Source organism: Fusobacteria bacterium ZRK30, assembly GCA_024628785.1.
In the GTDB taxonomy this organism is placed as follows: domain Bacteria; phylum Fusobacteriota; class Fusobacteriia; order Fusobacteriales; family Fusobacteriaceae; genus Psychrilyobacter.
The window spans coordinates 325312-349834 of the sequence record CP102404.1; the positions used below are offsets into that span (position 1 = coordinate 325312).

A 24523-nucleotide genomic window follows, 5' to 3' on the forward strand; every position below is an offset into this window, starting at 1 on the left:
AATATTCTTTAAAATTTATTATTAATATAACTCATATAAATCGGAAATAGGGTCCGATGTATCTACGACTAACCTTAAATTAGTATCTATGAGTGAATTCTAACCCAAAGTCTAAGCTCTAAAAGTATAGACTCCATTTGGATAGGTTCACTGTAGGTACAGAGAGCTTATTTATATGGAGTTTTTTTTATTATAGGAGGATGAAAATGAAACAGAATAGTATAGTTATTTTAGATTTTGGTTCTCAATATAACCAATTGATTGCAAGAAGAGTAAGGGAAATGGGTGTTTATGCCGAGGTCGTTCCTTATTTCGAAGATTTAGAGAAGATAAAAGCTAGAAATCCAAAGGGAATTATCCTATCTGGAGGACCTGCATCTGTATATTTAGAGGGAGCTCCTACAGTAGATAAAGAGATGTTTGACTTAGATATACCTATCCTTGGAATCTGTTATGGAATGCAGCTTACTCAACACTTATTAGGTGGAGAAGTAGCTAAAGCAGATAAGCAGGAATTTGGAAAAGCTGAAGTAATGATAGATGATAAAAAATCTCCTTTCTTCTACGGAATAGAAGACAATACCCAGGTATGGATGTCTCATGGAGATCACGTTACAAAGATAGCTCCAGGATTTGAAAAGATAGCTCATACAGATTCATCTATAGCTACACTATACAATGCTGAAAGAAATATCTATAATGTACAATTTCATCCTGAAGTAACTCATTCAGTAGATGGTCATCAAATGCTTAGAAACTTCGTATTCGATGTATGTAAATGTGAGGAAAACTGGTCTATGGGGAACTATATAGAGCAGACTGTAAAAGAGATAAAAGAGACTGTAGGAGATAAGAAAGTAATCTTAGCTCTATCTGGTGGAGTAGACTCATCGGTAGCTGCAGTACTTATCCATAAAGCTATTGGAGATCAGCTTAGCTGTTTCTTCGTAGATACAGGTCTTATGAGAAAAAATGAGGCTGAAAAAGTAATGAAAACTTATGGGGAACACTACCATATGAATATAGAGTGTGTAGATGCAGAAGACAGATTCTTAAACAAATTAAAGGGAGTTTCAGATCCTGAAACTAAGAGAAAGATAATCGGACATGAATTTATCGAAATTTTTGATGAACAAAAACAAAAGATGAAAGATGCAGAATTCTTGGCTCAAGGTACTATCTACCCAGACGTTATTGAATCTCAATCTGTAAAGGGACCATCTGCTACGATCAAATCTCACCATAATGTAGGTGGATTACCAGAAGAGATGGATTTCAAATTATTAGAGCCACTTAGAGAATTATTTAAAGATGAAGTAAGAAAAGTTGGAAGAGAATTAGGTATCCCAGATCATATGATCGACAGACATCCATTCCCAGGACCTGGTCTAGGGATCAGAATTTTAGGAGCTGTAGATAAGGAAAAAGCTGATATCTTAAGAGAAGCAGACGATATCTTTATCTCAGAATTAAGAGCTGCTAACTTATATGAAAAAGTAAGTCAGGCCTTTGTAGTACTTTTACCTGTAAAATCTGTAGGAGTAATGGGAGACGAAAGAACCTATGAATATACAGCAGTATTAAGATCTGCTGATACAATAGACTTTATGACTGCTACATGGTCACACCTTCCATATGAGTTCTTAGGAAGAGTATCCAATAGAATCATAAATGAAGTTAAAGGAATCAACAGATTAACTTACGATATATCTTCTAAACCACCTGCAACTATTGAGTGGGAATAATTAATAAAACTCCTATAATCCTTTTAAATTAAGGGTTGTAGGAGTTCTTTTTTTTAATAGAGTACTAAAAACGTACTATTTTTATTTTTCACTATTCTTTTCTATGGTATTTGTTATCAAATTTTGTAATTTATCAGCCACCTCACCATGCTTATTCGGATAAAGGTGGGAATAGGTATTTAAGGTTGTTTCTATATTTTCATGTCCTAGCCTTTCAGAGATTAGTAATGGGGAAAATCCCATTTCAATCAATAAGGAAGCGTGGGAGTGTCTAAGATCATGAACTCTAATTTTTTTTAAATTAGCATTTTTAGTTCCACGTTTCATCTCATGATGAAGATAATATTTTGTCACTGGAAACAGTCTTTCATTAGATTGATAGTCATACAACTTAGAAATATATTCTTGAATGATATCACAGAGAAATTGAGGGATTGTAATAATTCTCTTACTTTTAGGTGTTTTAGGTTGTAAAATCAAATCCTCCCCATCATGTCTTGCGTAATTTTTATTGATGGACATAGTTTTATTTTCAAAATCAAAGTCATCTTGAGTTAGGGCTAATAGTTCACCAGACCTTATCCCAGTCCAAAACAATATGTTGAAAATTGTTTTAGAAGCAGGCTTATTAGATATAACATTTAAAAATCTATTAAATTCTTCGGTAATCCAAAATGACATGGATTCAGCATTCTTCTTTCCCATACTACCACAAACACGTGCTGGATTAGAAGATAATTTATAATATTTCATAGCAAAATTAAATATAGCCGAGAGCTGGTTATTAACTGTCTTTAAATATGTAGGACTGTATTTGTTTTCATGATTTATAAATTGATTTTGCCATACTCTAATAGTTGCAGATTCTATTTTATTGATTTGTAAATTCTCAAAATATGGGAGGACTTTGGTATTAATAACATATTCTTTGTTTGCATAAGTTGTTGGTTTCAGTCTTGACTTACAATCTTCCATATATAAACTTACAAGAGTTTTAAATGTCATCTCAGGGCTTGCCTGAGATCTCTCTAGGAATTCACGTTCAAATGTTTTGGCATCTCTTTGAGTTTTAAATCCTTCCTTTTTCTTCTTCTTCCTCTTTCCAGTCCAGTCACTATAATAAAATGATACATACCATGTTCCACGATTTTTATTTTTATAAACTGCCATACTACCCTCCTACATATAAATTTTTTCTTCAAAATATCTTCTACTAACTTTTCCAGCCAATGTTATTTTCCCCATTTCTTCTAGTTCACAGTTTAATTTTTTTATTATTCTGTACGAAGAACTTACTGAGATATCTAGTGAATCCGCGACCTCTTTAGCATTAATGAATTTTTTTTCTTCTCTTTTAATCATAATTGATCCTCCTCTAAAATTAGTAGCTCATGTTAATCTTAGTTTTTATCAAAATATAACTTTTAATAAAATATCTTTATCTGATATTGGTGCTAAAAATAACTCTACTATTTTCCGCCACCACGGGTATTATAATCTTTTAAAATTGTTTATAAATACCACCCTGAGCTATATAATGATTAAATTTTTTACATAGAATATTTCCCAATTCATTATCTACAGAATGACATTTAAACCCTATTTCTTTTAAAATCTTCTTTTCTAACTCTTCAACTTTTGATTTTCCTAATTTAATTGACATAAATTTAATTTTATCCTTTCGTTTAATTTCTTTTGGAAGAATATTTCTTACTTTTTTATAGTCACCGTCTCTTAATATGGCTACAAGTAATCCTGGAGTTATATCCTTCTTCTTGAGTATCATAAAAGAAATAGCAGCCTCTACTTCCTTAAGATTTCTATTAGAGAATTTAGCGATATTCTTTAGTGTATTTGGGTTAATATTGGTTACAGATGACTTTGAAAAAAGTTCTTTTAGTTCCTTGATGAAATCATTAGAAGCAGCAGTGGTCTCTTTACTACTACTACTATTTTTTGGAGTATTATTACTTGGAGTATTAAGAGCCGACTTTTCATCCGAGATATAACCGACTTTTTGTCCGAACCCAACCGACTTTTCATCCGAGATAGGTATAAGCCCCATCTTTTTAAGTTGCTCTTCTAGTTCTTCATCCGTACCTTGACTTTTAGTGAACTCAAATAAATTATAGAATTCTTCTTTTAAACAAAAGAAAGTATAAGATCCATTCATTGTTTTGTGAACATGTTTATCAAGAAGCCTCAAATCCTGATATTTTTTAAATTTTCTATATATTGTATCTAATGATTTAATTTTTAATACTGGAAGATAGGTTATTAGCTTTTTATAATCTACCCAGATAAAAAATCGACCATTTATTTTCTTTCTTACAATTTTTTTTAGGGGACTTATATCTTTTAAATAGGTAAGAATAAAAGCATCTTTTATATCGAGCCCTAACTTTAATAGTTTATCTTGTTGTACACCTGCTATAGTATATTTTTGATATTTTGATATTTAAATCCCCTCCTATTAATGTTATTTAAATTACCAATTTTCTTACAATATTTTTGTAATGATACAAGTGTTTTTGTAATCAAAAATCACTATAAAAAAAACACTTGTTTGATGATCCCTTAGATATTACTCACAATTCTTATAACTTTTAAGCACCTCATAAAATTTATATCTAGAAATACCTTTTCTAATATCCTTTCCAACCCTGTATTCTATTTCTTTACAAGTTTGAGCTACATTTAATTTTCGTTCTTTCCAAAGCTGATAATAATTATCAAAATTTATAATTTCTATTTTTTTCCTTCCAAGTTTAACTCCTTTTGCTACAGCTCTCTCCCTTCCCTCTGAGGTCCTTCTTATAATTTTATTTCTCTCTTCTTCAGCAACCAATAAAGCAAAATCAATGATCAAATCCCCCACTGATTCCATTATTTTATTTGTAAAACTTTTAATAGGAGAAATCTTCTTTTCCAAAAAATCCTCTACATATGGCATATCTAAGACAACTAACCTATGACCTTTTTCTAAGATACACTTTGTTATAAACTCTTTAGTCTCATCTCTGTTTCTTCCGAGCCTGTCTAATTCTTTTATTATCACCCTGTGATAACCTAAAAAATCAGATAGATCTTTTAAAAGTAGGTCTAGCCCATTTCTTTTTAATGTTGTTCCTGTGTATTGATCTGTGTGAATAAACCTCTCTTCCACACCAAAATCCTTAAGAGCCTTTAACTGCCTATCCAAATTTTGGCTTTTAGTTGATGTCCGTGCATACCCAAAATCCATTTTTTTATCACCCCACATTATTATCCAAAATTAAATAATTACTTAATTTTGAATTTTTTTGGTTTTTATAATAAGAGTATATCTATTTTTTTATTAAAAATCAAGTATTTTTAGATTTTTTTCACTAATTGTTTCATCTTAAAACATATTAAATAGTTTAGTTTTTCAAAAAAATACATTTATAAGTTTAAAAATATATTAAAAGTAAATTATATAGTTTAAATTTACGTATATTTAACCAAAAAAATTTTTTTAAAAATTTTAAAAAAATTGACATGTAATATCAAAGCTTGTTATAATTTCTATCATTTAGAAGATATGGAGGTTATATTTTTGGAAAAACTTATAAAGAGCAACCCAGAAAATTTAATAAGAGAACTTTTAACTAGTAAATATAATACACTAGATAATGCATGCAAAATTTTAGAACTCGGTAGTAGCCAAGGTTTAAATAACAACCTCAAGAGATGGTCAAATCAAGAAGGCACCTTTAAAGCTTTTTATAAAATAATTTCAAAACTTCAATATAAAATCGAGTATCATGCTTTCCCAATATTACCTTCAGAATTTGATTATGAAAAATTTTCAAAACTATTGGATGATGGAAAGTTTGCACAAGCTTCGAGATTAATAGATTTTGCATATAACAGCGAAAATCAATCTATATATACAGCAGAATATGCAGTACTTAGAAATCAGTTGGAAAATAGAAAAAGCTATGTTGAAAATAAGTATCGTATAATTACTACTTTTTCAGAAAAACAATTAAATTTTATAATTAAAACAAATAAATCTTTTGAATTCACAAAAAATTTAGAGCTTATTGTAGATGGTTATTCTAAAATAAAGGATATTTTTGAAGATATAGAAAATATTATTGAAATTTCAAATGTAGACAATAAAGAGGAAATTCAGAAAAAGTTTAGAGACGGATTTTTTGGAACTATTGGACATGAGGAAAATTATTTCGTAGAAAAAGTATTTGTCGATGATGAAGCTGTATGGGTAAAATTAAAGAATGGTAAAATGTATGATATTACATATTTTTTTGAAAAAAATTCTTTATTAAAATTTAAAGTAAGAAAAAATCAAACAAAATTAAAAATAGAATATTTAAATATTACAGATAATACTAATACTATCAACATGGTTAATTGTATCTATGATGGTAACCCATTCTTAGGTAAATATAATTATATGACAAAAGAGCTAAAAAAAGTTAATTTTTAATAAAAAATTTCTAATCATTGTTGTATAGTTTATGGTTATCTCACATTTATTATAAACCTTTAAATTTATGTAAACTACAATTACATTAATTTGAAGGTTTTTTTGGTAAAATTTGAATCTGGGTTAAAAATGATACAATGTAAAAAGGATTTTTTAAAGTTATTAAGTATATATAATATGAAAATTTTTAAAATCTTTAGGAGGGATTTTCATGAGTAAAAAAGAAGATAAAATTTTTAAAAGAAAAAAAATACCCGAACCTACTGACGGTCCTACTGGTCCTTTTTTTAGAAAAATATGGAAAGAGAATATGAAAAGGTTGTTAAAAGACTTTAATAAAGGTAATGAAGAATTTAAAAATAATAAAGACTAACTATATGAAGTCAAGTAAAAATAGTTAATATATTTTTTAATTGGAATCCTAAAAAATTGCATTACAAAAAAAGTGAGACATTTTAATTTTTTTAAGTTAACTACAGATGAACTTTTCGCCTGTTTTTAATAAATGAAATATCACTCTTAATAATTTTTTAGCTGTATGACTCATGGCTACTAAGTAATGTTTTCCTTGAGATTTTTTTAAATATAAGTATTCTTTAAAAACAGGAACTCTTATACTAACTGTCCTAGCTGCTTGTAATAGTGCCCAACGAAGATATTTAGAGCCTCTTTTAACCATTCTAGCCATAGTTGCAGTATAATTGCCTGATTGATGAGTTGAAGGGTCTAATCCCGCGAAAGCTAATAATTTTCCAGAATTTGAAAAGTTTTTAACATTTCCAATTTCAGATAGAATAATGCTAGCTAAAACATAGGATATTCCTGGAATTGTTAATAATGGTGTTTTAGTTGCTATGACAGCTTCTTTTATTTTTTTATCTAAAAGATCTATTTCATATTGGATGTTTTGGATTAGCCTTATGCTTTGTTGTAATTCAAAACCAATTGACCATTCGCTTGTACCGATAGAATTAGTTGCAAGGATTTTAATTTCTTTAGCTTTTTCTTTACCATAGCGCCCATGAGAATTTTTAGATAAGATATTTGTTACCTTTGTTAAATGACCTTTTGAAAGATCTTTTACTGTAGGAAATTCTAATAATAAAGCATAAGAAGATTTTTGATGTATTGACCAAACTACATTACTTAGCTCAGGGAAAGCAAGATCTAATATCCTTGTTACAGATATTTTTAACTTCCCGCGATGATTTACCAACCTATATCTATGTCTTGCTAGTGATTTTAACTCATTTATGTTGTAATCTATAGGTAGGTAGGAATTAGAATCATCGCTGAAAAGCATTTGAGCTATAATTTGAGCGTCAATTTTATCGGTTTTAGTCTTTCGAAGTGTCATAGCTTTACGATAAAGGTTTACAGCAAGCGGGTTAAATATTTTTAACTCCAGACTGTTTTTGCGAATGAAATTGATAATATTATTGCCATAATGCCCAGTTGATTCTATTCCTACTTTTATATTGGAAAAATCATCAGAATATGAAGATAAAACATTTTTAAAAGTTGTAAACCCTTCAAAAGAATTTAGAAAAGAAAATTTTGTTTCAACTATTTCTTTTGAAGAGTCAAAAATATAGCAATCATGTTTATTTTTAGCAACATCGATACCAACAAAAATCATAGTTACCACTCCTTAAATAATTTATTTGACGTTGTGCTCCATAAAAACTATGTTAACGTATCCTTGCTACATATAAAACATCGAGTGTTATCTAACTAATTAACAATTGAACATAGAACTATGGTTAGAGCCTTAATGAAATAGTCTAAGCTATAGGAGGAAGAACTAATCCACAGCGTCTATGTTAATTATATATTAAAAATTAAATAAACTAGAAATAGTGCTTATACAGTTCTATTTCATTATACAAGGAGGAAAAATGGATTTTAAAGAAGAAATTCTTAAAGTAATTACTGGGCAATTAGATATTGAAAAAATTCTAGATAAGGTAGGTAGAACTTATGGAGCGATTCATAAAACACGACCGATAATATATGGTGGAATAAAGGGAGTCTTAATCTGGGATTATATTGTATGGAATGAGTTGACTTTTTTAGATGAAAATAAGAAAATAACAAGTTTAAAAACTAGTTTTTCAGATGAAGAAATGGAAAAAGAATTTAACTATCATTTAGAAAAATATGGGATTTAAATTAATAGGTATCTATTTAGTACCCAGATACCTATTTTTTTAATTTACATTAAATTTTCCTACTTTGCTCTAATATCGCCATCATGATTTCATTAAGATCCTTACCTATATTCTCATAAACCATTTCTGTTTCACTAGCAGTATCTCTAAGAGCTTTTCTGGAGCTCTGTTTACCTCTCTCACTAAGATTAGTTTTTTTTATAGCAGCATTAAAAATATCACTTGAAATAACTTGACCAGGGTCTATAATTTTATTCATCATGAGGTTTTTCCACTTGATGTTTCCTGGATATTTTTCTTCTAAACATCTATTTAAATTCTCTATTTGGATTTTTATGCCTTCATCGATGCTTCTTTTATTAAATATCCCATTTGCTAAATAACTAGCGTATTTTCTTTTTATTTTCCCTAAGTCTAGTCTTAGAGATTTACCATCTAAAATATTAACCTCTTCTTTAAAGGCTATCTCTATTCTCATACGCCTTTCCAAGTTAGGGAACTTATTTATAGTATCTTCATAACTTGACGCTTTACTTTCCTTAATCTTTATAGCCTGATTATAAATCATTACCCTCTTGGAAAAATTATTTGTGTTTGTGGTGTTGGTAAAAATTACTGTTTCTTTTTCATCTCTAACAATACTCCCATAATATTTACTATTTCCTGCTGGATTTGCCTTTTTTATAATACCTACTAAACGGAATAATTCAAAATAACTGTTAAATGTCCTTCCTTCAGGCATATTAAAAGTAAATGGATAATCTATCCGTTTGGTATAAGCCTCTTGTATATGATAATTTTCAAAGATTCTAATCACATCATGTAAGACCATATCTACCTCTCTCTGTGTCTCTACTAAGTAAGCATTGTTGATAGGGTAAAAGAATTTAGGGAAACTTATTACAAAAGAGCATTTATTTTCCTTGTATCCTAACTTGCTAATCCATTTAATATTTTCTTTAATATATTTTATTTTTTGTTCATCTAGGGGTCTCCCTAGTATAAGTCTGATATCTATTGTATCCATTTTATTACCTCCTAATTTTTTATATTCATGTTAGAAGTAAAATTAAAAATTACACAGTTTTTTATGTGTACCACAGTATAGGGCATTAAAAACTCCCTGCAATCAGCAGGGAAATTATCTGATTTCAATACCGCATTAATTTATGTGGGTTTTTAATATAAAATTTTAATTTACTTCGAGTAGCATGAGATGAAAAATTTTTCAAGTGTACTGAATAATATATATAATATTACCCCCTTCTTTTTGTCTTTAATCTTTCATTATCTTATATATCTATTACCCTTATTACTATATATACTTATATCTTATAATTAAATATATGTTAGTTAAAAATATTTTATAATTTACATTTTTTACTTTTCTTTTTACCTTTTAATATTTGATAGATCTCTTCTATGAGATCTTCCTGATTCTCATAACTTCTCTTGGTGAATCCCTTTTTAATCATAGTGAGAAGACTATCTAGTTGTTCTTTTTTATTATAAAAGCTATCTGGACTTGTATATATGAGTTCTTCTACTTTACTTAAACTTTTGATCTCTCCTTTTATATAACCTATAAATACCTCTCGGATAAAACTTTCATTAATACCATCTTTGGTGAAAAGGCATATAGCTCTCTCTTTAATATTTTCATTTATATATTGAAAATAATCAGGTCCCACTATTTTATACAGCTTATAATACTTCCTATATAAAGATACATCTTTTGTACTTAATTCCATTGCTTTATATTCGATCTTAAACTCTCTTACATCCTCCTTATATTTACGAATCCCCTTTGATTCGTGATTAAACTCGGTATATTCTTGCCTTATAACTTCTAGAACTTCACCAACATATATTTTATGCTTTAAATCATGATCATCCAGTTTTAAATACTCACTGTTCTTTTGAGCCAAATAATAATTGTTCAGAATATAGTTATCCCTGGGGAAGAAAGATTTATTTTCAAAAGATTCATGGCGATCGATTACACAGATCCCTTGATTTTTATCAATTCTCTTTATCGGCGTTATTTGTTCACGTATAATAGGATTAAAATATTCTTTTTTTGTTGCATCTATTGAGTTCATATTTCTACACTCTCCTTTTTAAAATTTTTTATATGCATGGATATTTTGCTTAGTTGATTATCTTTTAAAAAATAAAAAAACCGAAAAAAATCCATCAGAATTAATGGAATCTTTTCGGCATGTGTCTTTTATAAAAAAGGTCTCATGTAATGCCCTTGAGCCTAATATTATAGAATGGCTTCAAATTCATGAGTAATATTATTTTTTAATTTTGTATATATTTCATTATACAAATTATGATCACAAATTTCAATGCTTTTTCAAAAATTAAAGATCTCCTTATTCTATTTACCGACATTCAAATAATTTTTTTATGTAAATTTTTGGATCTTCAGATTATTATAACTCCATATCAGAGGCACAAAAAAACGTCGAATAATATATTAAATTCGCAAATAATAGCACCCTGGAAATTATCCAAATCAAAGGAACCCACCGAGGTACTTCCCTGCAACTAAAATTATTCTATTCGACCTTTTTAAATAACATGCGAAGTTTAAAACTGTCAAAAATTAAATTAATAACTATATATTATAAAAGTGGAACATTATAAAAATGAGGTGATTTGATGAACTGGGGAAAACTATTTGTTATTGTTGGTATAGTCCTAAGATATTTAGACGACGTATTTGATGAAAAAAAATAAACCCGAAAATAATGTGACCTCCGTACGAACGGAGGTTATTTTAATGTTAAGAAGGAGTAAGAAATTTTAATGAGAGTAAATAGTATTGAGGGAGGAATAATTATGAAATTATATGAGGCAAGAAATGCAATGGTCGATTCTTTGGATATCTTTCTAGAATCTGATCAAGATAACATGGATCAAGAGATGTATAAGGAAAATATGGAATATTTAAGAACTGAGTTAGCCAATAAAAGTTCAAATATAATTAAATACATATTTAACATTAATTCAGATGTTTCAGGGATTAAAGAGGAGCTTGATAGATTAACTAAGCTTAAAAAGAGCAAGGAAAGTAAAATGAAAAATTTAAAGGGATATCTAGTCTCTACAATGGAGTCTCTTAACAAATTAAAGATTGAAACAGATTTAGGTGTATATGGTCTTCGACGGTCATCAAAAGTCGATATATTCAATATAGACCTCATCCCAGAGGGGTATATTAGGGAGAAGAGAGAGGTTTCTTTTGACAAAAAATCTATAGGTGCCGATATAAAATCAGGAAAATTAGTTGAAGGTGCCAGAATAATTGAAAATTATTCACTCCAATTAAGATAAATTAAATAGGAGGAATTTATGATTAGGGTTAAATTTACAGATGAGATATTAAAAGAAATTTACAAAAAGGCTCAGCTAGAAGGCAGAGCTATATTGGGAATTATCTATTCTGAATATATTGGAATTTATTTTCCTCTAATAGAAACTCTAAATCCTAAAAACATATACTGTTCTGCTAACTTTATCTCTAAACTCCTAGATTTAGATAAGAAGATCATAGGTGATGAAGCTAATACTATCTATATGCAGTATGCCCCTTCTATCTTTAATTTCAAAACGTTTAGCATAGAGGAAAATGAAATTATAGCTGGTGTATGACAAAATTATTTATATTGAATTTAACTTATGAAGAGACTAGCCTTAGGGTTGGTCTCTTTTTACATTCTGGAGGTAATCAAATGAAACATACAAAAGAAGAAAAAAGAGAATTCTTTAAAAAACAAATGGACGAGCTCAAAAGAAATATAGAAGATAAGATACAAAATTTTATGTCTGACTCAGAGGAGCTGAAGAAATTTATCTCATTTAGAAGAAAACATTTCTACAGCTATAGCTTAAATAATACTCTACTAATCTACAGACAGATGCCAGGAGCTACATTTGTAACTGGATATAAGAAATGGCAAGAGCTAGGTTATACAGTAAAAAAAGGAGCTAAAGCATTAGCTATAATGATTCCTATGATAAAAAAGGTTGAGGACAAGGTAACAGGGAAAATTGAATCAAAGATATTCGGATTTAAGAAAGGAAATATATTTGATGTGAGTCAAGTAGAAGCTACGGAGGAATCAGTAGAATTACCAAGTATTGATGTTAGTCTAAAAGTCACCAAAAGTACCCTGTATAAGCCTCAGGAGCTCCTATATGGCACAAAAGCCTTCATTGAGCAGCATTGCCTTATAATTGAATCTAAAGACCTAGAACAAGCTCTTGGAATGACTGATGGGAAAAATATATACATTAAGCCAACAAAGAACAGAGTGGATATGGCAGGAATATTAATCCATGAGTTTACCCACTATTATAATCATTTCAAAGAGAATAGAAAGGAACTAAATAAGGATCTAAAGGAAAGTGAGGCGGAATTATGCACTCTTATCTTTGGATCCTATTTTAATTTAAATATCGAAGGTGCCTACAAGTATCTATCCATGTATAAAGATGACAGAGATTTAATCAAATGTTTCGAGACTGCATATAAGACTTTTGAGTATATATTAGATGGCTCAGAAAACCATAAGGGCTTAGAATCAATTTTAGAAGGTCAGAAAAATTAAGAATATCAAATAACTATAACGGAGGTAAAAAAATGAGCCAAATCTACGTAACGCACAACATTAACCAAAATCTAGATCTAAGAATCTTAACTTTTATCACAGGTGAAATATCTCATATGGATAGAAAAGTTGACTACCTTCAAGTGTTTGATCTTGAAGATGAGATACTAACTCATTCATCAGAGCAACCAGAATACAAGAAAGTCTATCCTCTAGGTAGAAAATATGGTGATTGTAAAATATTTGCAATCAGAACTGAAGAGGAGAAGAGAAGTTTTTGGACTATCATGTATAGCGAAGAGTATTGATACTACTAAGTCACTTTATAATCACGTACAAATATACTAAAAAATTAGGAGGAACACATTATGAATATTTTAATCACTATGGATTCTAACGGAATTCTTAAAAATATAGAACCAAAAGATATCAAAGATTTTATTAAAAATGAATGGACAGAAGAGGAGAAAGAGTTACTTCTAGAGACTGAAGAATTTAACTCTACAGAACTATGGGAAAAACTTGAACTCCAATTAGAAAACGAAGGTAAAGAGATCGAGAAATTTTTAACTGATAATCTTTCACCTCATACCATTTTAAAAGCTATGGATGAGAGTGATCTCGTGGATTATGTAGATAATCATACTGAGTATTATATTTCAGATGATATTCCAGAGCTGATGGAGCAGATACATAAGAGTGGCAATATGGATGAAGTAGTAGATATGTTTACAATTAAGTATTGATGGGAGGTTAAATTATGGATAAGTCTATAGAGATAATAATACAACAACTAAAAGAACCATTTGTAGAAGATCAATTAGAATTTAAAGTTGGTGCTACAAATAAAGATAAAACAATGGGGTTGGCTCTAGCATATGTAGAAGCTAGATCTATCCAAGACAGATTAGATGAAGTTGTAGGATTTAATAGCTGGAAGGTCAGCTATAGGGAAGTAAAAGATGGGTTTCTATGCTCCTTATCTCTCAGGATTAATAATGAATGGATAAGTAAAGAGGATGGTGCTCAACTAACAGATTATGAATTTGTCAAAGGGGGCATATCATCTGCCTTTAAGAGAGTAGCTTCTAGTGGATTTGGTATAGGTAGGTATCTATATGGAGTCAGAAATCAATGGTTTCCTATAGTTCCCAAAGGTAAGGGATATGACTTTGCTATAACCCCTATAATAGATTTTAAAGATTTAGGTACAATTTCTAAATCTAAAAACACTAAACCTATCACTGAAAACCCAAAGGATAGACTTCAAAGAGCTAGATTGATGAAACTTACTTTCGGTAAATATAGCGGGAAGACTTTAGGAGAAATATTTGAGAATGATAGAAGGTATTTTGATTACCTCAAAGATAAGGGACAAGATCCAAACCTAATCAATGCTTGTAAATATCTGGAAACTCTAATGGTTAGTTAAAAAAAGAATAACAAAAATTTTGACACGGGTTCAATTCCCGTCACTTCCACCAACAAATCCACGACTGCAAATGTTCTAGAAATTTGTAGGAGTTTAAAATAGAGAAAGGAGTTAGGCAATTGTCTGACTCCTTTTTTAGTTAAATTTAATTAATCTTTAATTTATGATTTAAAAGTGCTATTATGTATTTAAAATAAGAAAAGAAGATGTCCCGAGCGTCTTCTTTTTGGATAGAGAGTTAGGCTGGTGGTGGAGTACTCTACTTAAATTCACAAAGGGGGAAAAAATTGAAAATAGTAAAAAATTTTTGTATGTGGAGTGACCTATTAGGATATGGAGCACCATTAAAAAAAAGTAAATGGCAATTAAATACAAAAGATGCAAAAGAAAACTTATTGAGAATAACATTGTTAGAACCACATTTTCATGTAAGGAATAACTCAGAAGAAGTATCTTTAGTTTTAAATGATGGAATAATAAGATCTTTAGATTTTAAGGGAGAATTAGATTATTATGAAAGAAAATACTTATCATGGTTAAGTAGAGCTATATTGAATTATAATATACTAAATGAAAGTGATATAAAAAATAATTTTTACGGATTGAGAAGTGTTTTGAGTATAGGTGATAGATTCTCTTACATGAATGAGAGAGTCTCTATGGCTTCAAATACTATAGCACATAGTTCAGTAATAGAAACGTTAAAGAAAAAAACAGCTATCTATTCACCTAAGGAATTTCAAATGAATATGGCTTTTTCTAAAGCTTATATAATGGAAAGTAGTGGGAGTAGGGCAGGGTTAAATGGAAATAACCTTTTTATAGATATAGATGTATTAAATTTTATTAAAGATTATTATGAAGATAATGGTCATAAATGGAATAGGATGAAAACGATAGACCATGATGATGGAATATCATCAACAATCGTAAGCGATTGGGTCTCTGTAAGTTATAAAATAAATGAAAAGATGACGGAAAAGAACTTTGTTTGGAGTGTAGATATGTTCATGGAAGGTAAACAATATACTTTAATGACACTTTGGTTTGATAAAGAAAAAATAGAATATAATGATAATGATATACAAACAGAGTTGTATATATTAGAAAAATATAGTCCAGAAGATGAAGATGAAAATTTTGTTATAGAAATGAAAACAACTCCGAATAAAAAAAAGAAAGAATTAACAGAAACGGAGATTGAAGAGATGTTAAAGCATCTTGAAGAATCCTATAAAGAACGACAAAGAGTATTATCTAATTTTAAAAATTATAAAGAAGAAGAATCTTAAATTAATTGAACTTAGAGAGTGGTTGTTAATTATGCTTATGAGTGAGCATAAAATTAAGTAAAACTCTTATTTTTACTATTCTAGAGCATTTTTTCTTTGGCATATCGTACTTCCATCAACAAGCCCATGACTGCAAATGTTCTAGACGTTTGTAGGAGTTTAAAATAGAAAGAAATAACAAAAAAATAGAAAAAATTCCTTAGGGGAATGTCTTTTTTAAAAGAGAGGGATAACTATGAATGAAAAGAAAAGATTAGTAATGCGTTTTTTAGATAATTCTACTTCGACCTGGATAAAAGAAAGAGAGTTAAGAAGTAAAGGTATAGACATATCTAAAGAATTAATCAACTTAGAAAGAGAAGGAAAAGTGATAAGAGGTGTAAGTAGAAGAACAAACGAAAGAATTTATACAACAGTTAAAAAGTATAAGAATGAGGGGTTTATTACAAGAATGTTAGATAGCTCTAAAGGAGTGATAAAAAGATGATGGAATTTTTATCTATGCTAAAAACAACAGATTTTTTTAAAAATTTACCTGATTTTAATAATACAATATCGCTTTTTATAGGGGTTATTTTTTCAAGGGCTGCAACTTACTTCTCTTCAGAAGAGAGAATATCCACAAAGACAATGTTGATTAATTTTATTCCAAACTTATTTAGTTTAGCATTGGAACTTTTCATTGCTGTTATTTGCTATATAATTCTTTCTTTAAAGAAAGAATTAAGTTTCATTTGGATACTTTTGATAGGTGCAGTAGCTAAGCAACTAGCCTCATTTATACTAGAACTTGCTTCAAAAAAAGGTAAAAAAATATTAGAAGCTATATTTCAAGGAGAATAAATAATAATTATAGATTAGCTAACTATCAAGGGAGCTAGCCATTTTAAACAAAAAATAATAAAAATGAAGAAAAATAGAATTGCTGAAAAAACACAAACTTTAATAAAGAAAATTATATCAATACCTTATACTGTAGTACAGTATGTACTACAACTTTAGGGTTCGAAGATATCTATCCTATTACAAATTTGACAAAAGTTTTAGTAACTATAGAAATATTATTAGGAGTAATCTTTATAGGTGTATTTTTTAATTTTCTTTCTTTAAGAACAATAAAACATTTAGATTTGTAGAAATTTCAAATAGAAATCTTTGCACCAAAACCCTATAGTATAAGTGAGTGAAAAAAGGTATACTATATATTATGTAATGCTTTATAATTATTTTATACGTATATAAAAACTGATACATTCAAAATTTTGATAAAAACCAAATAGCATAAAAAAATATGAAAAGTAACAATTAAATTGGAGGTTAAAATTGAAAAAAATATTCTCTATTATTTTTGGGGTTGTATTATTAATAGTTTTAAATAGATATTTCCCATACTTGACTAATACTTTTGGTAATATCTTAGGCGTCATCATTTTAACTATTCTTATAATTCCTAATTTGAGTTTAAAGACTTTATTTCCCAAAAAAATATTTTTAAAGAAGTTGCACTGGTGCTATACTCTTTTAGTAGACACTTTTCATTCGTAAATATATAATATATTTAAAAGGAAGGTGTATGTCTAATGGCAAAATATGATAATGAATTTAAGAAGGAAATCGCTGAATTAGTTCATAACAAAATAAAAAGTAGATCAGAGATTAAACGCGAATATGGAATAGCTCCTAGCACTGTAGTTGGTTGGGAAAAACAATTCTTTGGAGAATTAAAAAAAAGAGATGATCTTTCACCTCAAGAATTAGAAATAATAAAACTAAAAAAATTATTAAAAGAAAAAGAAGAGGAAAATGATATTTTAAAAAAGGCTACAGCCATATTCTCAAGGAACTTAAAGTAAAGAATAAAACTATCTTTAAATTCATTAAAAATCACAGGAAAGCTCATAGTATAAAGCGGTTATGTGGTACTTTGGGGGTTTCTAAAAGTGGATTTTACAAGCAACTTCACCAGAAGGAGACTAAGACTTATAGAGATAAGTTAATGATCTTGGAATATATTAATAACATTAGAAAGAATAAGCATAAGAAAGCCTATGGGGCGCCTAGATTAAAAACTCAGTTACTGGATGAATACAAAATAAAAACAACAATTAAAAGAATTTCAAAGATAATGAGAGAATATGGCATAAAAGTTAATGGAATCAAAAAGTTTAAAGCTAGTTCAGCCTCTTCAAAACCACCGCAAAATATCAAAGAGAATTTACTAAAGCAAAATTTTAAAGCAGAAAGAAAAAATCAAATTTGGGTAACAGACATAACATATATTTGGACTAAAGATGGATGGCTATACTTAAGTAGTATCCTAGATTTGTGGAGCAAAAAAATAGTTCATTATGAGATTAGGAATACAATGGATAAGAAACTTGTAATAGATACACTAGAAAAAGCGTACTTAAAAGAGCAGCCTGAGTTAGAAACAATAATTCATAGTGATCAAGGGTCACAATATACAAGTAATGATTATTGTAAGTTGATTGAACAGCTGAAAATGAAGCAGTCTATGAGTAGAAGAGGTAACTGTTATGATAATGCAGTTATTGAGTAATTTCATGCGAGTATAAAAAAAGAAATGATCTATTTACAAGGTGTAATTAGTGCGAAAGAGATGAAATTAAGAGTTTTTGATTACATTGAAGGATTTTATAATAGGGAAAGATTGCATAGTGCAAACGGGAATATGAGTCCCTTAAAATTTGAGGAAAAATACGAAGAAAAGTTGTCCACTATATTGACATAAGACCAGCCAAGAAGCCTTTTTTTAAAGGCTTGCTTGACATGCTAAAATTTAGAACTTATATTTGAATTAATAAAAATTCATGATTTTTTATCATGTTAAAAATTATCATAGAAACTATTTTTTATTTGGAGACTTTTCTGTACACCCTCCAAAACTTATAACTCTTTCAATTCTTTTTTCAAAATTCTTAGAGCAATATTGGGAGCCACTTCTCGAAGTAATCCCATAGAATAAAGAATATATTTTTTATCTAAATATAATTTAGAGGTCATAGGCAATAAAAAATTTTCTTCTTTTTTACCACTTTTAAATACTGATGATAGTACTTTTTTGGGGTCTTTGTTGTGGATTATTGGACCGCCTGTGCCTATTATATTTTTTACAGTAGTAATATTTTTACCTACCTGTAATAATTTACAATTTGCTGAATGTACATGTTCAATACGTCCTGCATGTCTTCGTGTAGAAGACCTAGCAGCAATCTCGGCTAAAACCTCATCTAAATGCTTTTCATCTTCAGTATCGGGAATATATCCATTAACTACTACACGATGTTCAATGGAATCTTTTATCCATTCTACCTTTTTTCCACAAGTTTCTGATAATTTTTCAATACCAACTTCATTAAGCATAAGCCCGGATGATTCCCGAACTCCTAAATCGCTTTCTACAGTACGTTTCGAATATGATTCTTTAGCTCCTGATAATCTGGCTCCTTTGTATGAAGTTTGTTCAGCGAATGAATGTACATCAGTAGTAGCTCCGCCTATATCAATTATCATCAGTTCACCAATTCCACTTTCACTTTCAGTTCCTTTTGTCAGTAATTCCCCGGCTGAAAGCACAGCTGATGGGGTAGGCATCAAGATATCATCTAATGTTTTTTTTACTTTATCTAATCCCTTCATATTAACTATTCTCTGAAGGAAAACTTCCCTGACTATATCCTCAGCCATTGCAGTATTTAATTGTCTAATATCTGGGATAAGATTATTTGCTATAAAACATTCTTTTCTTCCTATTCGCATTAAACCTCTAACACTAGGAACGATTGCACTATTACCTGCATATATAATTGGGATTCTTAGATTACTTTCAGCCAAGATAGCTGCATTATGTAATACAATTGTTTCATTCCCATTTTCATATCCACCACAAAATAAAACAATTTCCACTTTTGCATCGACAAATTCTTGAACTTGTTCAGGTGTTATTTTTCCCGAAAGTGTGAACAAAATCTTTCCACCTGCTCCAAATGCTGTATTTCTTCCAGCTTTTATACTCAAGCTTTGGCTAAGACCTATTACTGCCATTCTTAATCCACCAGCTGCACTTGAAGAAGCTAATTTAATTGCTTTTTCAAATTTATCTTCTGATAGTACACTTTTTGCACTGTCTAAACATTGTTGCAATCCAACTCTAGCATCTGTTTTTACTGTTGAAGCAAAACAGTTAGTATGAAGAATCTTCTCTTCTTTTAATGAAACAACGACAACTTTTGTATGGGTACTCCCAAAATCTAATAAAATAGCATTATCCATAACACTCTACCCTACTACACTGTAAATTTTTTCTACAATATCTATTGTAAGATCCATGTTGTTATCACAATTTACTCCTAAATCCTTAACTTGAACTGTTACATCTTCTGCAAGACTTCCACCATCTAAATTTTCATTGAGTAATCCACCCATAACGAGCTGCACATCTAAACCAGCTTTTTTAATTTTTTCAACAACTTCTTTTGAATAAGTAAGAGCAATACCATTATAAGTACTGATAATTATCACCTTAGCTTCAGTCTCAAGAACTGTTTCAATCAGTTCATCTGGAGTAACATAAGTACCTAGGTCAAATACTGTTGCACCTGCCTTAGCAACTATTGTTTTTACTATTTCTTTACCATAATCGTGAATATCAGTTGTCCCAACGATTACTTTTTTCCCCTCCAAACGTTTTTTTAAATTTCCAATTCTATCTAGAGCAATCGACTTTTTATCCATTAAAATTTTAGTCATATCTGTAGGTCTCACTGGGATTCTCTCTCTCAATCCATCTTTTTCTCTAGTTCCAACACCAAAATTATCCTCTAATTGTTTAGGTCCAATAGCTTTAAGTGCTGCCATCATTTGACCAGGATGCTTTATATCTACACCTAAATTTTCTAAACCATCCATCATTCTTTCAAAGAATAAACTTCCTGCAGCTATATAAACATCAGTTTCAGCTTCAACTTTTTCCCAGTTGATATATGGCTCCATAAATTTAGATTTTTCAATCATCATATCTATACAAAGGTGACCATCGACAATTTCTTGAGCAGTTGGTACACGGATAGCTTCTGTTACTGGAACTGAAGCTACTGAATGACCTGTAGGACAGTGACGTTGAAATATTGCATCTGCTAATGAAAATGATGACAAAGCTCCAAAATTACGTTCAATATCCAAACCATAATCAACTGTATTACCAAAAATCATAGTACCAGGAGTTTTATATTTATTTAATCTATCCATGGTATTGTGCATAATAATTCTTCCCATTGGGTCACTAAATAAGTTACCATAAGCATGAGATAACCTAGCTCCTAAAAGTTCTTCAACGATATATCTCTCCATCATTGCCCAACCTGTTATACTCACTAAATCTGTAAATTGATTACCAAAACCATCATCAATATTTGAATGAACAACAGTACCTTCATATTTTCCCATCAGATAGAATGCTTTCATTGAATTCCAAGTACGATCATACTCTAAATCAACTCCTGGATATTCATAAGTAAAGTAATGAGATACATTACCTATGGAAGTAGCTCCAGCCTTAAGAGCATAAACTGTATTTTCCCAAGCATTTGGGCAACCAATCATATGATCGGATAAGTGGGGTTGAACAGGCACTACTTGTCCTAATGCAGCCCATTCTTCTGGTGTCTCCAAACAAAGCCCAGTACCTTTTGGAAGTTTATGTCTATACTCTTTAGGAACACCCATTACCCAATCACATATAAATCCAAAACGTGTAATATGACTTCCACGTTTTTTTAACTCATTATATATAAATTCAATGTTTTTTGCTGTTTCGTCCCAACTATTCCAACCAACATGAGAATGTTTAGTTAATTCTCCATTTTTCATGCACTTTAATTTGTATTCATTCTCAGATTTCACACCATATTCTTTAAAAAATAAAGTTTCTCCAATTTTGATATCTTTGGCAGCAGCATCAACTTCACGACGCATTGTATCCATATCAGGTAAATCTTTCCATTCAAATCTCTTATCAAATTTAATATTCATTATGCTACCTCCGATTTTATATTTCCACTCATACGTATTCTTATGTTTTTAACAATGATGAAACCTAATAAAACAATACCTGCGTAACCATTAACTACATATACAAAGTTTAGTAATTTATTAAATGGTACTTTTAAGGCAATTAAATAACCTATTGGCGCTAAAGTAAGTGTTAATATATAAAACGCTTTTGATTTTTCTTTTGCAAAACGAGATGTAGCTGTCCATAGTAATGGAACTGATGTCGTATAGATTGCAAGAAATACAACGATTGCAAATATAGGAGCAAATATTGGCATCAATTTATTTACTAATACTAAGTTTGGTATTTGTGCACTTTTTACTAATTCAACATTGGCGGTTAAAGCAAATCCACTTACTATAATTGCTAATGTATTAAAAATTGCTGCTGCTATAACTGCTATGGTAACTTCTTTACGTTTATTCTCAGATCCTATTTTTGCCATAAAACCACCAAACCAAAGCATACAGAAACCTGCATATGAACCTCCGGCTAATAACCAATGAGAAGATGCCTGCATTACTTTAACTTCACCTGAGTTAATCTTCTGAACTGCTACGGGTATATTTCCACCATCGTTAATTAATGCGTAAATACCTACAACTGTGCAAATTATAACGATTAAAGGACCTATTTTTCCGATAATGTTAACAAGTGAATTTAATCCCATAGTTACTGTTGTTGCTGCTAAAACTGTAATAATAAATCCTCCAATATATGTTGGAACGCCATACTGTTGCTGTAATGTTGCAGCTCCTCCACCAATCATAACTATAAATGACATATAGCAAAATCCGACAGAGAACACATCATAAGCAGTCCCCACAACATTTCCACAGAAATATCTATAAACATCTGCACCTTTATCAAACTTTCCAATATTCCCTGCCCTAGCATACGCATAATTAGAATAGCCAAAGATAATTAAGAAAACTAAACCTACCAGTAAACCTTGATATCCATAAGAAGTAATAAATTGAACTACCTCTTGCCCAGTAGAGTAACCCGAGCCTATTGAAAATGCCAATATTGCTCCTACCAATGTAAAAATTGTGCCATAATTTAACTTGCTTCCGTCGTTGTTGACCACATTTTTCCTCCTATGTAAAATTATTTTAAAAGTTAAATTTTCTTATTAATTATTTTTTAAAGAAATATATTGAAACTTTTAGATTACACCTATTTGTATTATATTTTTATTATAATAAAAATATAATAGATTTTTTTAGGGTTATGGAGTTTTTTTTTTATTTGAATAAAATTCACATTATGTATTATTAGTTATATTTTAAAAATAGAGAATTGTCAAATTTTTATTTTATTCCATTAGAATGAATTAAAAAAATTATTTGATATTTGAACGAATGTCTTAGTTTAAAATACTTAAATTGCTTATTATGTTGACAGAAGTTTACGTAAGTATTTATAATGATGTTATATTTAATTTATGTGACTACCTCTGTCTTATAAATTTATTTATAAAAGATAACTACAAAAATTATAATTTTTTTACAATGTTGCATTATATTAAGCAAAAATGGGAGAAATAAAATGTTTTCAATTGGAACTAGAATTAAATATTATAGAAAGAAAAAAACTTTAACTTTACAAAAATTATCGCAAAGAACATCATTATCTATTGCATATTTAAGTAATATAGAACGAGAAGTGACTAGTCCTACATTACAAAATATTCAAATTATTTGTCAAGCTATGGCTATTAATGCAGTGGATTTAATAAATGAAAGTATTTCTTTTAAACCTGTAATTAAAAAAGCTGAAAGAGAATCGGTTTATAGCAAAGATTATGGAATAAATTATGAATATTGGACAGATAGTAATCAAAGATTAGTTGGGAAAGTACAAACATTAACAAATGATGCAAAAGGTACTAAAAACTGGGGTCATGACACTGACGAAATTGGAATAGTTATAAAAGGAACGTTAAAAATAGAAATTTATGGTTCCACTTTTATTCTTGAAGAAGGAGATTCTATATATGTAAAAGCATTTTCAGAGCATTTTATAACAAAAATCTCTGAAAGCGATTGTGTAAGTTATTGGGCTGCTATGAACACTCTTAAAAGTATTGATAGTTGTAATAATATATTGTAACTTTTATTAAGGAAATTAAAAAAAGAGTGGGACAATAATTTATGAAACTAAAAAGTGTAAATTGCAAATTTAACTGGGGGACTGTCCCAAAAAATATGTAAATAAAGTATGAAGGAATAGCTTTCTATGATAATAATTTTAATAAAGGAAGCTATTTTTTATAGCAAAACAAAAATAAAATGATTTATTTGATGGAAAAAACAAATTATTGCTGGATTGTTGAATGAATATCAAAGAAGTGTTTTTTCTTCAGATACTGCTCTACTTAAAGCATTGTGTCTAGCAACTCAAATAGCTACTAAAAAATGGACTTATTCCCTTAGAAATTGGGGTGAAATCTATGGAGAGTTCTTGATAATGTATGCTGATAGAACCCCAGAATATAGTAAAAAATATGCCAACAAGCCTTGAAGATAGAATACCAGAGGAATATAAAAATAGAAAAAGCTTAGGTTCTGCTCTAAAACTCTATTTTATTGGTGCCACCTACTGGAGTTGAACTTTCGGTCTTATCATAGTAGTTAATTATATTAAAATAAAGTACTAAAAACGTACTAATATTTTTAGAAACATAAATAAAAAATTGATTTCAGTGAGAA

27 protein-coding genes, 1 pseudogene and 1 riboswitch are annotated in these 24523 nt (G+C 29.4%); of the genes and pseudogenes, 18 read left to right on the top strand and 10 right to left on the bottom strand.

The features are described from left to right. Nucleotides 1–11: 11 nt before the first annotated feature. Nucleotides 12–109: riboswitch (purine riboswitch) on the top strand. 97 nt (nucleotides 110–206) lie between these two features. Next, complete coding sequence (gene guaA / locus NRK67_01625; GenBank protein ID UUV17557.1) at nucleotides 207–1745, top strand: glutamine-hydrolyzing GMP synthase; 1539 nt, start codon at nucleotides 207–209, stop codon at nucleotides 1743–1745. A gap of 81 nt (nucleotides 1746–1826) precedes the next feature. Here guaA and NRK67_01630 read toward each other — a convergent pair whose 3' ends face one another. From NRK67_01630 to NRK67_01645, 4 genes are all read right to left on the bottom strand, one after another. Further along, on the bottom strand, nucleotides 1827–2915 hold the full coding sequence (locus NRK67_01630; GenBank protein UUV17558.1) for a site-specific integrase: 1089 nt from the start codon (nucleotides 2913–2915) through the stop codon (nucleotides 1827–1829). Nucleotides 2916–2924: 9 nt separating this feature from the next. Further along, complete coding sequence (locus tag NRK67_01635) at nucleotides 2925–3107, bottom strand: helix-turn-helix domain-containing protein (GenBank protein ID UUV17559.1); 183 nt, start codon at nucleotides 3105–3107, stop codon at nucleotides 2925–2927. A gap of 139 nt (nucleotides 3108–3246) precedes the next feature. Further along, nucleotides 3247–3918, bottom strand: coding sequence for a hypothetical protein (locus NRK67_01640; GenBank protein UUV17560.1), 672 nt, complete (start codon nucleotides 3916–3918; stop codon nucleotides 3247–3249). 411 nt (nucleotides 3919–4329) lie between these two features. After that, nucleotides 4330–4989 carry a recombinase family protein gene (locus NRK67_01645; protein ID UUV17561.1) on the bottom strand — a complete coding sequence of 220 codons (660 nt, stop codon included), beginning with the start codon at nucleotides 4987–4989 and terminating at the stop codon, nucleotides 4330–4332. A gap of 333 nt (nucleotides 4990–5322) precedes the next feature. On the opposite strand from NRK67_01645, the gene NRK67_01650 reads away from it, so the two are divergent. Continuing rightward, nucleotides 5323–6219: a hypothetical protein gene (locus tag NRK67_01650; GenBank protein UUV17562.1), complete on the top strand. Its 897-nt coding sequence runs from the start codon at nucleotides 5323–5325 to the stop codon at nucleotides 6217–6219. 211 nt (nucleotides 6220–6430) lie between these two features. After that, the gene (locus NRK67_01655; protein ID UUV17563.1) at nucleotides 6431–6592 is read left to right on the top strand and encodes a hypothetical protein; all 162 of its coding nucleotides are present in this window, start codon (nucleotides 6431–6433) and stop codon (nucleotides 6590–6592) included. A 96-nt stretch (nucleotides 6593–6688) separates the two neighbouring features. Here the strand turns inward: NRK67_01655 and NRK67_01660 are convergent, their stop codons facing one another. After that, complete coding sequence (locus tag NRK67_01660) at nucleotides 6689–7858, bottom strand: IS110 family transposase (protein ID UUV17564.1); 1170 nt, start codon at nucleotides 7856–7858, stop codon at nucleotides 6689–6691. 259 nt (nucleotides 7859–8117) lie between these two features. Here NRK67_01660 and NRK67_01665 point away from each other — a divergent pair, with 259 nt between their 5' ends. Beyond that, nucleotides 8118–8390, top strand: a complete 273-nt coding sequence (locus tag NRK67_01665) for a hypothetical protein (protein UUV17565.1) — start codon at nucleotides 8118–8120, stop codon at nucleotides 8388–8390. Nucleotides 8391–8439: 49 nt separating this feature from the next. Here NRK67_01665 and NRK67_01670 read toward each other — a convergent pair whose 3' ends face one another. After that, on the bottom strand, nucleotides 8440–9417 hold the full coding sequence (locus NRK67_01670; GenBank protein UUV17566.1) for a hypothetical protein: 978 nt from the start codon (nucleotides 9415–9417) through the stop codon (nucleotides 8440–8442). Nucleotides 9418–9754: 337 nt separating this feature from the next. Beyond that, nucleotides 9755–10492: a hypothetical protein gene (locus NRK67_01675; protein UUV17567.1), complete on the bottom strand. Its 738-nt coding sequence runs from the start codon at nucleotides 10490–10492 to the stop codon at nucleotides 9755–9757. A 748-nt stretch (nucleotides 10493–11240) separates the two neighbouring features. Here NRK67_01675 and NRK67_01680 point away from each other — a divergent pair. The 12 genes from NRK67_01680 (at nucleotide 11241) to NRK67_01735 (ending at nucleotide 18488) form a co-directional block, all read left to right on the top strand. Beyond that, nucleotides 11241–11735 carry a siphovirus Gp157 family protein gene (locus tag NRK67_01680; GenBank protein UUV17568.1) on the top strand — a complete coding sequence of 165 codons (495 nt, stop codon included), beginning with the start codon at nucleotides 11241–11243 and terminating at the stop codon, nucleotides 11733–11735. 18 nt (nucleotides 11736–11753) lie between these two features. After that, nucleotides 11754–12053, top strand: a complete 300-nt coding sequence (locus NRK67_01685; GenBank protein ID UUV17569.1) for a hypothetical protein — start codon at nucleotides 11754–11756, stop codon at nucleotides 12051–12053. An 80-nt stretch (nucleotides 12054–12133) separates the two neighbouring features. Then, nucleotides 12134–13012 (top strand): ArdC family protein, encoded by an 879-nt coding sequence (locus NRK67_01690; protein ID UUV17570.1) that lies wholly within the window; start codon nucleotides 12134–12136, stop codon nucleotides 13010–13012. 32 nt (nucleotides 13013–13044) lie between these two features. Further along, entirely contained in the window at nucleotides 13045–13320 is a 276-nt protein-coding gene (locus NRK67_01695) for a DUF960 domain-containing protein (protein ID UUV17571.1), read from the top strand. A 60-nt stretch (nucleotides 13321–13380) separates the two neighbouring features. Further along, complete coding sequence (locus tag NRK67_01700; GenBank protein ID UUV17572.1) at nucleotides 13381–13758, top strand: hypothetical protein; 378 nt, start codon at nucleotides 13381–13383, stop codon at nucleotides 13756–13758. 14 nt (nucleotides 13759–13772) lie between these two features. Continuing rightward, a complete protein-coding gene (locus NRK67_01705) occupies nucleotides 13773–14444 on the top strand; it encodes a Rad52/Rad22 family DNA repair protein (protein UUV17573.1) in 672 nt (223 codons plus the stop codon). 287 nt (nucleotides 14445–14731) lie between these two features. Next, nucleotides 14732–15736, top strand: a complete 1005-nt coding sequence (locus NRK67_01710) for a hypothetical protein (GenBank protein UUV17574.1) — start codon at nucleotides 14732–14734, stop codon at nucleotides 15734–15736. Between the two features lie 235 nt (nucleotides 15737–15971). Continuing rightward, entirely contained in the window at nucleotides 15972–16223 is a 252-nt protein-coding gene (locus NRK67_01715) for a hypothetical protein (GenBank protein ID UUV17575.1), read from the top strand. Continuing rightward, on the top strand, nucleotides 16220–16579 hold the full coding sequence (locus NRK67_01720; GenBank protein ID UUV17576.1) for a hypothetical protein: 360 nt from the start codon (nucleotides 16220–16222) through the stop codon (nucleotides 16577–16579). Before NRK67_01715 ends, NRK67_01720 begins: the two co-directional genes overlap by 4 nt. Nucleotides 16580–17316: 737 nt before the next feature. Beyond that, nucleotides 17317–17589, top strand: coding sequence for a transposase (locus NRK67_01725; GenBank protein ID UUV17577.1), 273 nt, complete (start codon nucleotides 17317–17319; stop codon nucleotides 17587–17589). 23 nt (nucleotides 17590–17612) lie between these two features. Beyond that, entirely contained in the window at nucleotides 17613–18296 is a 684-nt protein-coding gene (locus NRK67_01730) for an IS3 family transposase (protein UUV17753.1), read from the top strand. Between the two features lie 24 nt (nucleotides 18297–18320). Next, on the top strand, nucleotides 18321–18488 hold the full coding sequence (locus NRK67_01735; protein UUV17578.1) for an IS3 family transposase: 168 nt from the start codon (nucleotides 18321–18323) through the stop codon (nucleotides 18486–18488). Nucleotides 18489–18643: 155 nt separating this feature from the next. On the opposite strand, the gene NRK67_01740 is transcribed toward NRK67_01735, so the two are convergent. The 3 genes from NRK67_01740 to NRK67_01750 are packed head-to-tail and all read right to left on the bottom strand — an operon-like array spanning nucleotide 18644 to nucleotide 22899. Next, nucleotides 18644–20029 carry a glutamate mutase L gene (locus tag NRK67_01740; protein UUV17579.1) on the bottom strand — a complete coding sequence of 462 codons (1386 nt, stop codon included), beginning with the start codon at nucleotides 20027–20029 and terminating at the stop codon, nucleotides 18644–18646. 6 nt (nucleotides 20030–20035) lie between these two features. Continuing rightward, nucleotides 20036–21787, bottom strand: a complete 1752-nt coding sequence (locus NRK67_01745) for a cobalamin-dependent protein (protein UUV17580.1) — start codon at nucleotides 21785–21787, stop codon at nucleotides 20036–20038. Next, nucleotides 21787–22899, bottom strand: a complete 1113-nt coding sequence (locus NRK67_01750) for a hypothetical protein (GenBank protein UUV17581.1) — start codon at nucleotides 22897–22899, stop codon at nucleotides 21787–21789. Before NRK67_01750 ends, NRK67_01745 begins: the two co-directional genes overlap by 1 nt. Nucleotides 22900–23360: 461 nt before the next feature. On the opposite strand from NRK67_01750, the gene NRK67_01755 reads away from it, so the two are divergent. Further along, on the top strand, nucleotides 23361–23924 hold the full coding sequence (locus tag NRK67_01755; GenBank protein UUV17582.1) for an XRE family transcriptional regulator: 564 nt from the start codon (nucleotides 23361–23363) through the stop codon (nucleotides 23922–23924). A 231-nt stretch (nucleotides 23925–24155) separates the two neighbouring features. After that, nucleotides 24156–24335, top strand: a pseudogene (locus tag NRK67_01760) (hypothetical protein). Nucleotides 24336–24523: the final 188 nt, after the last annotated feature.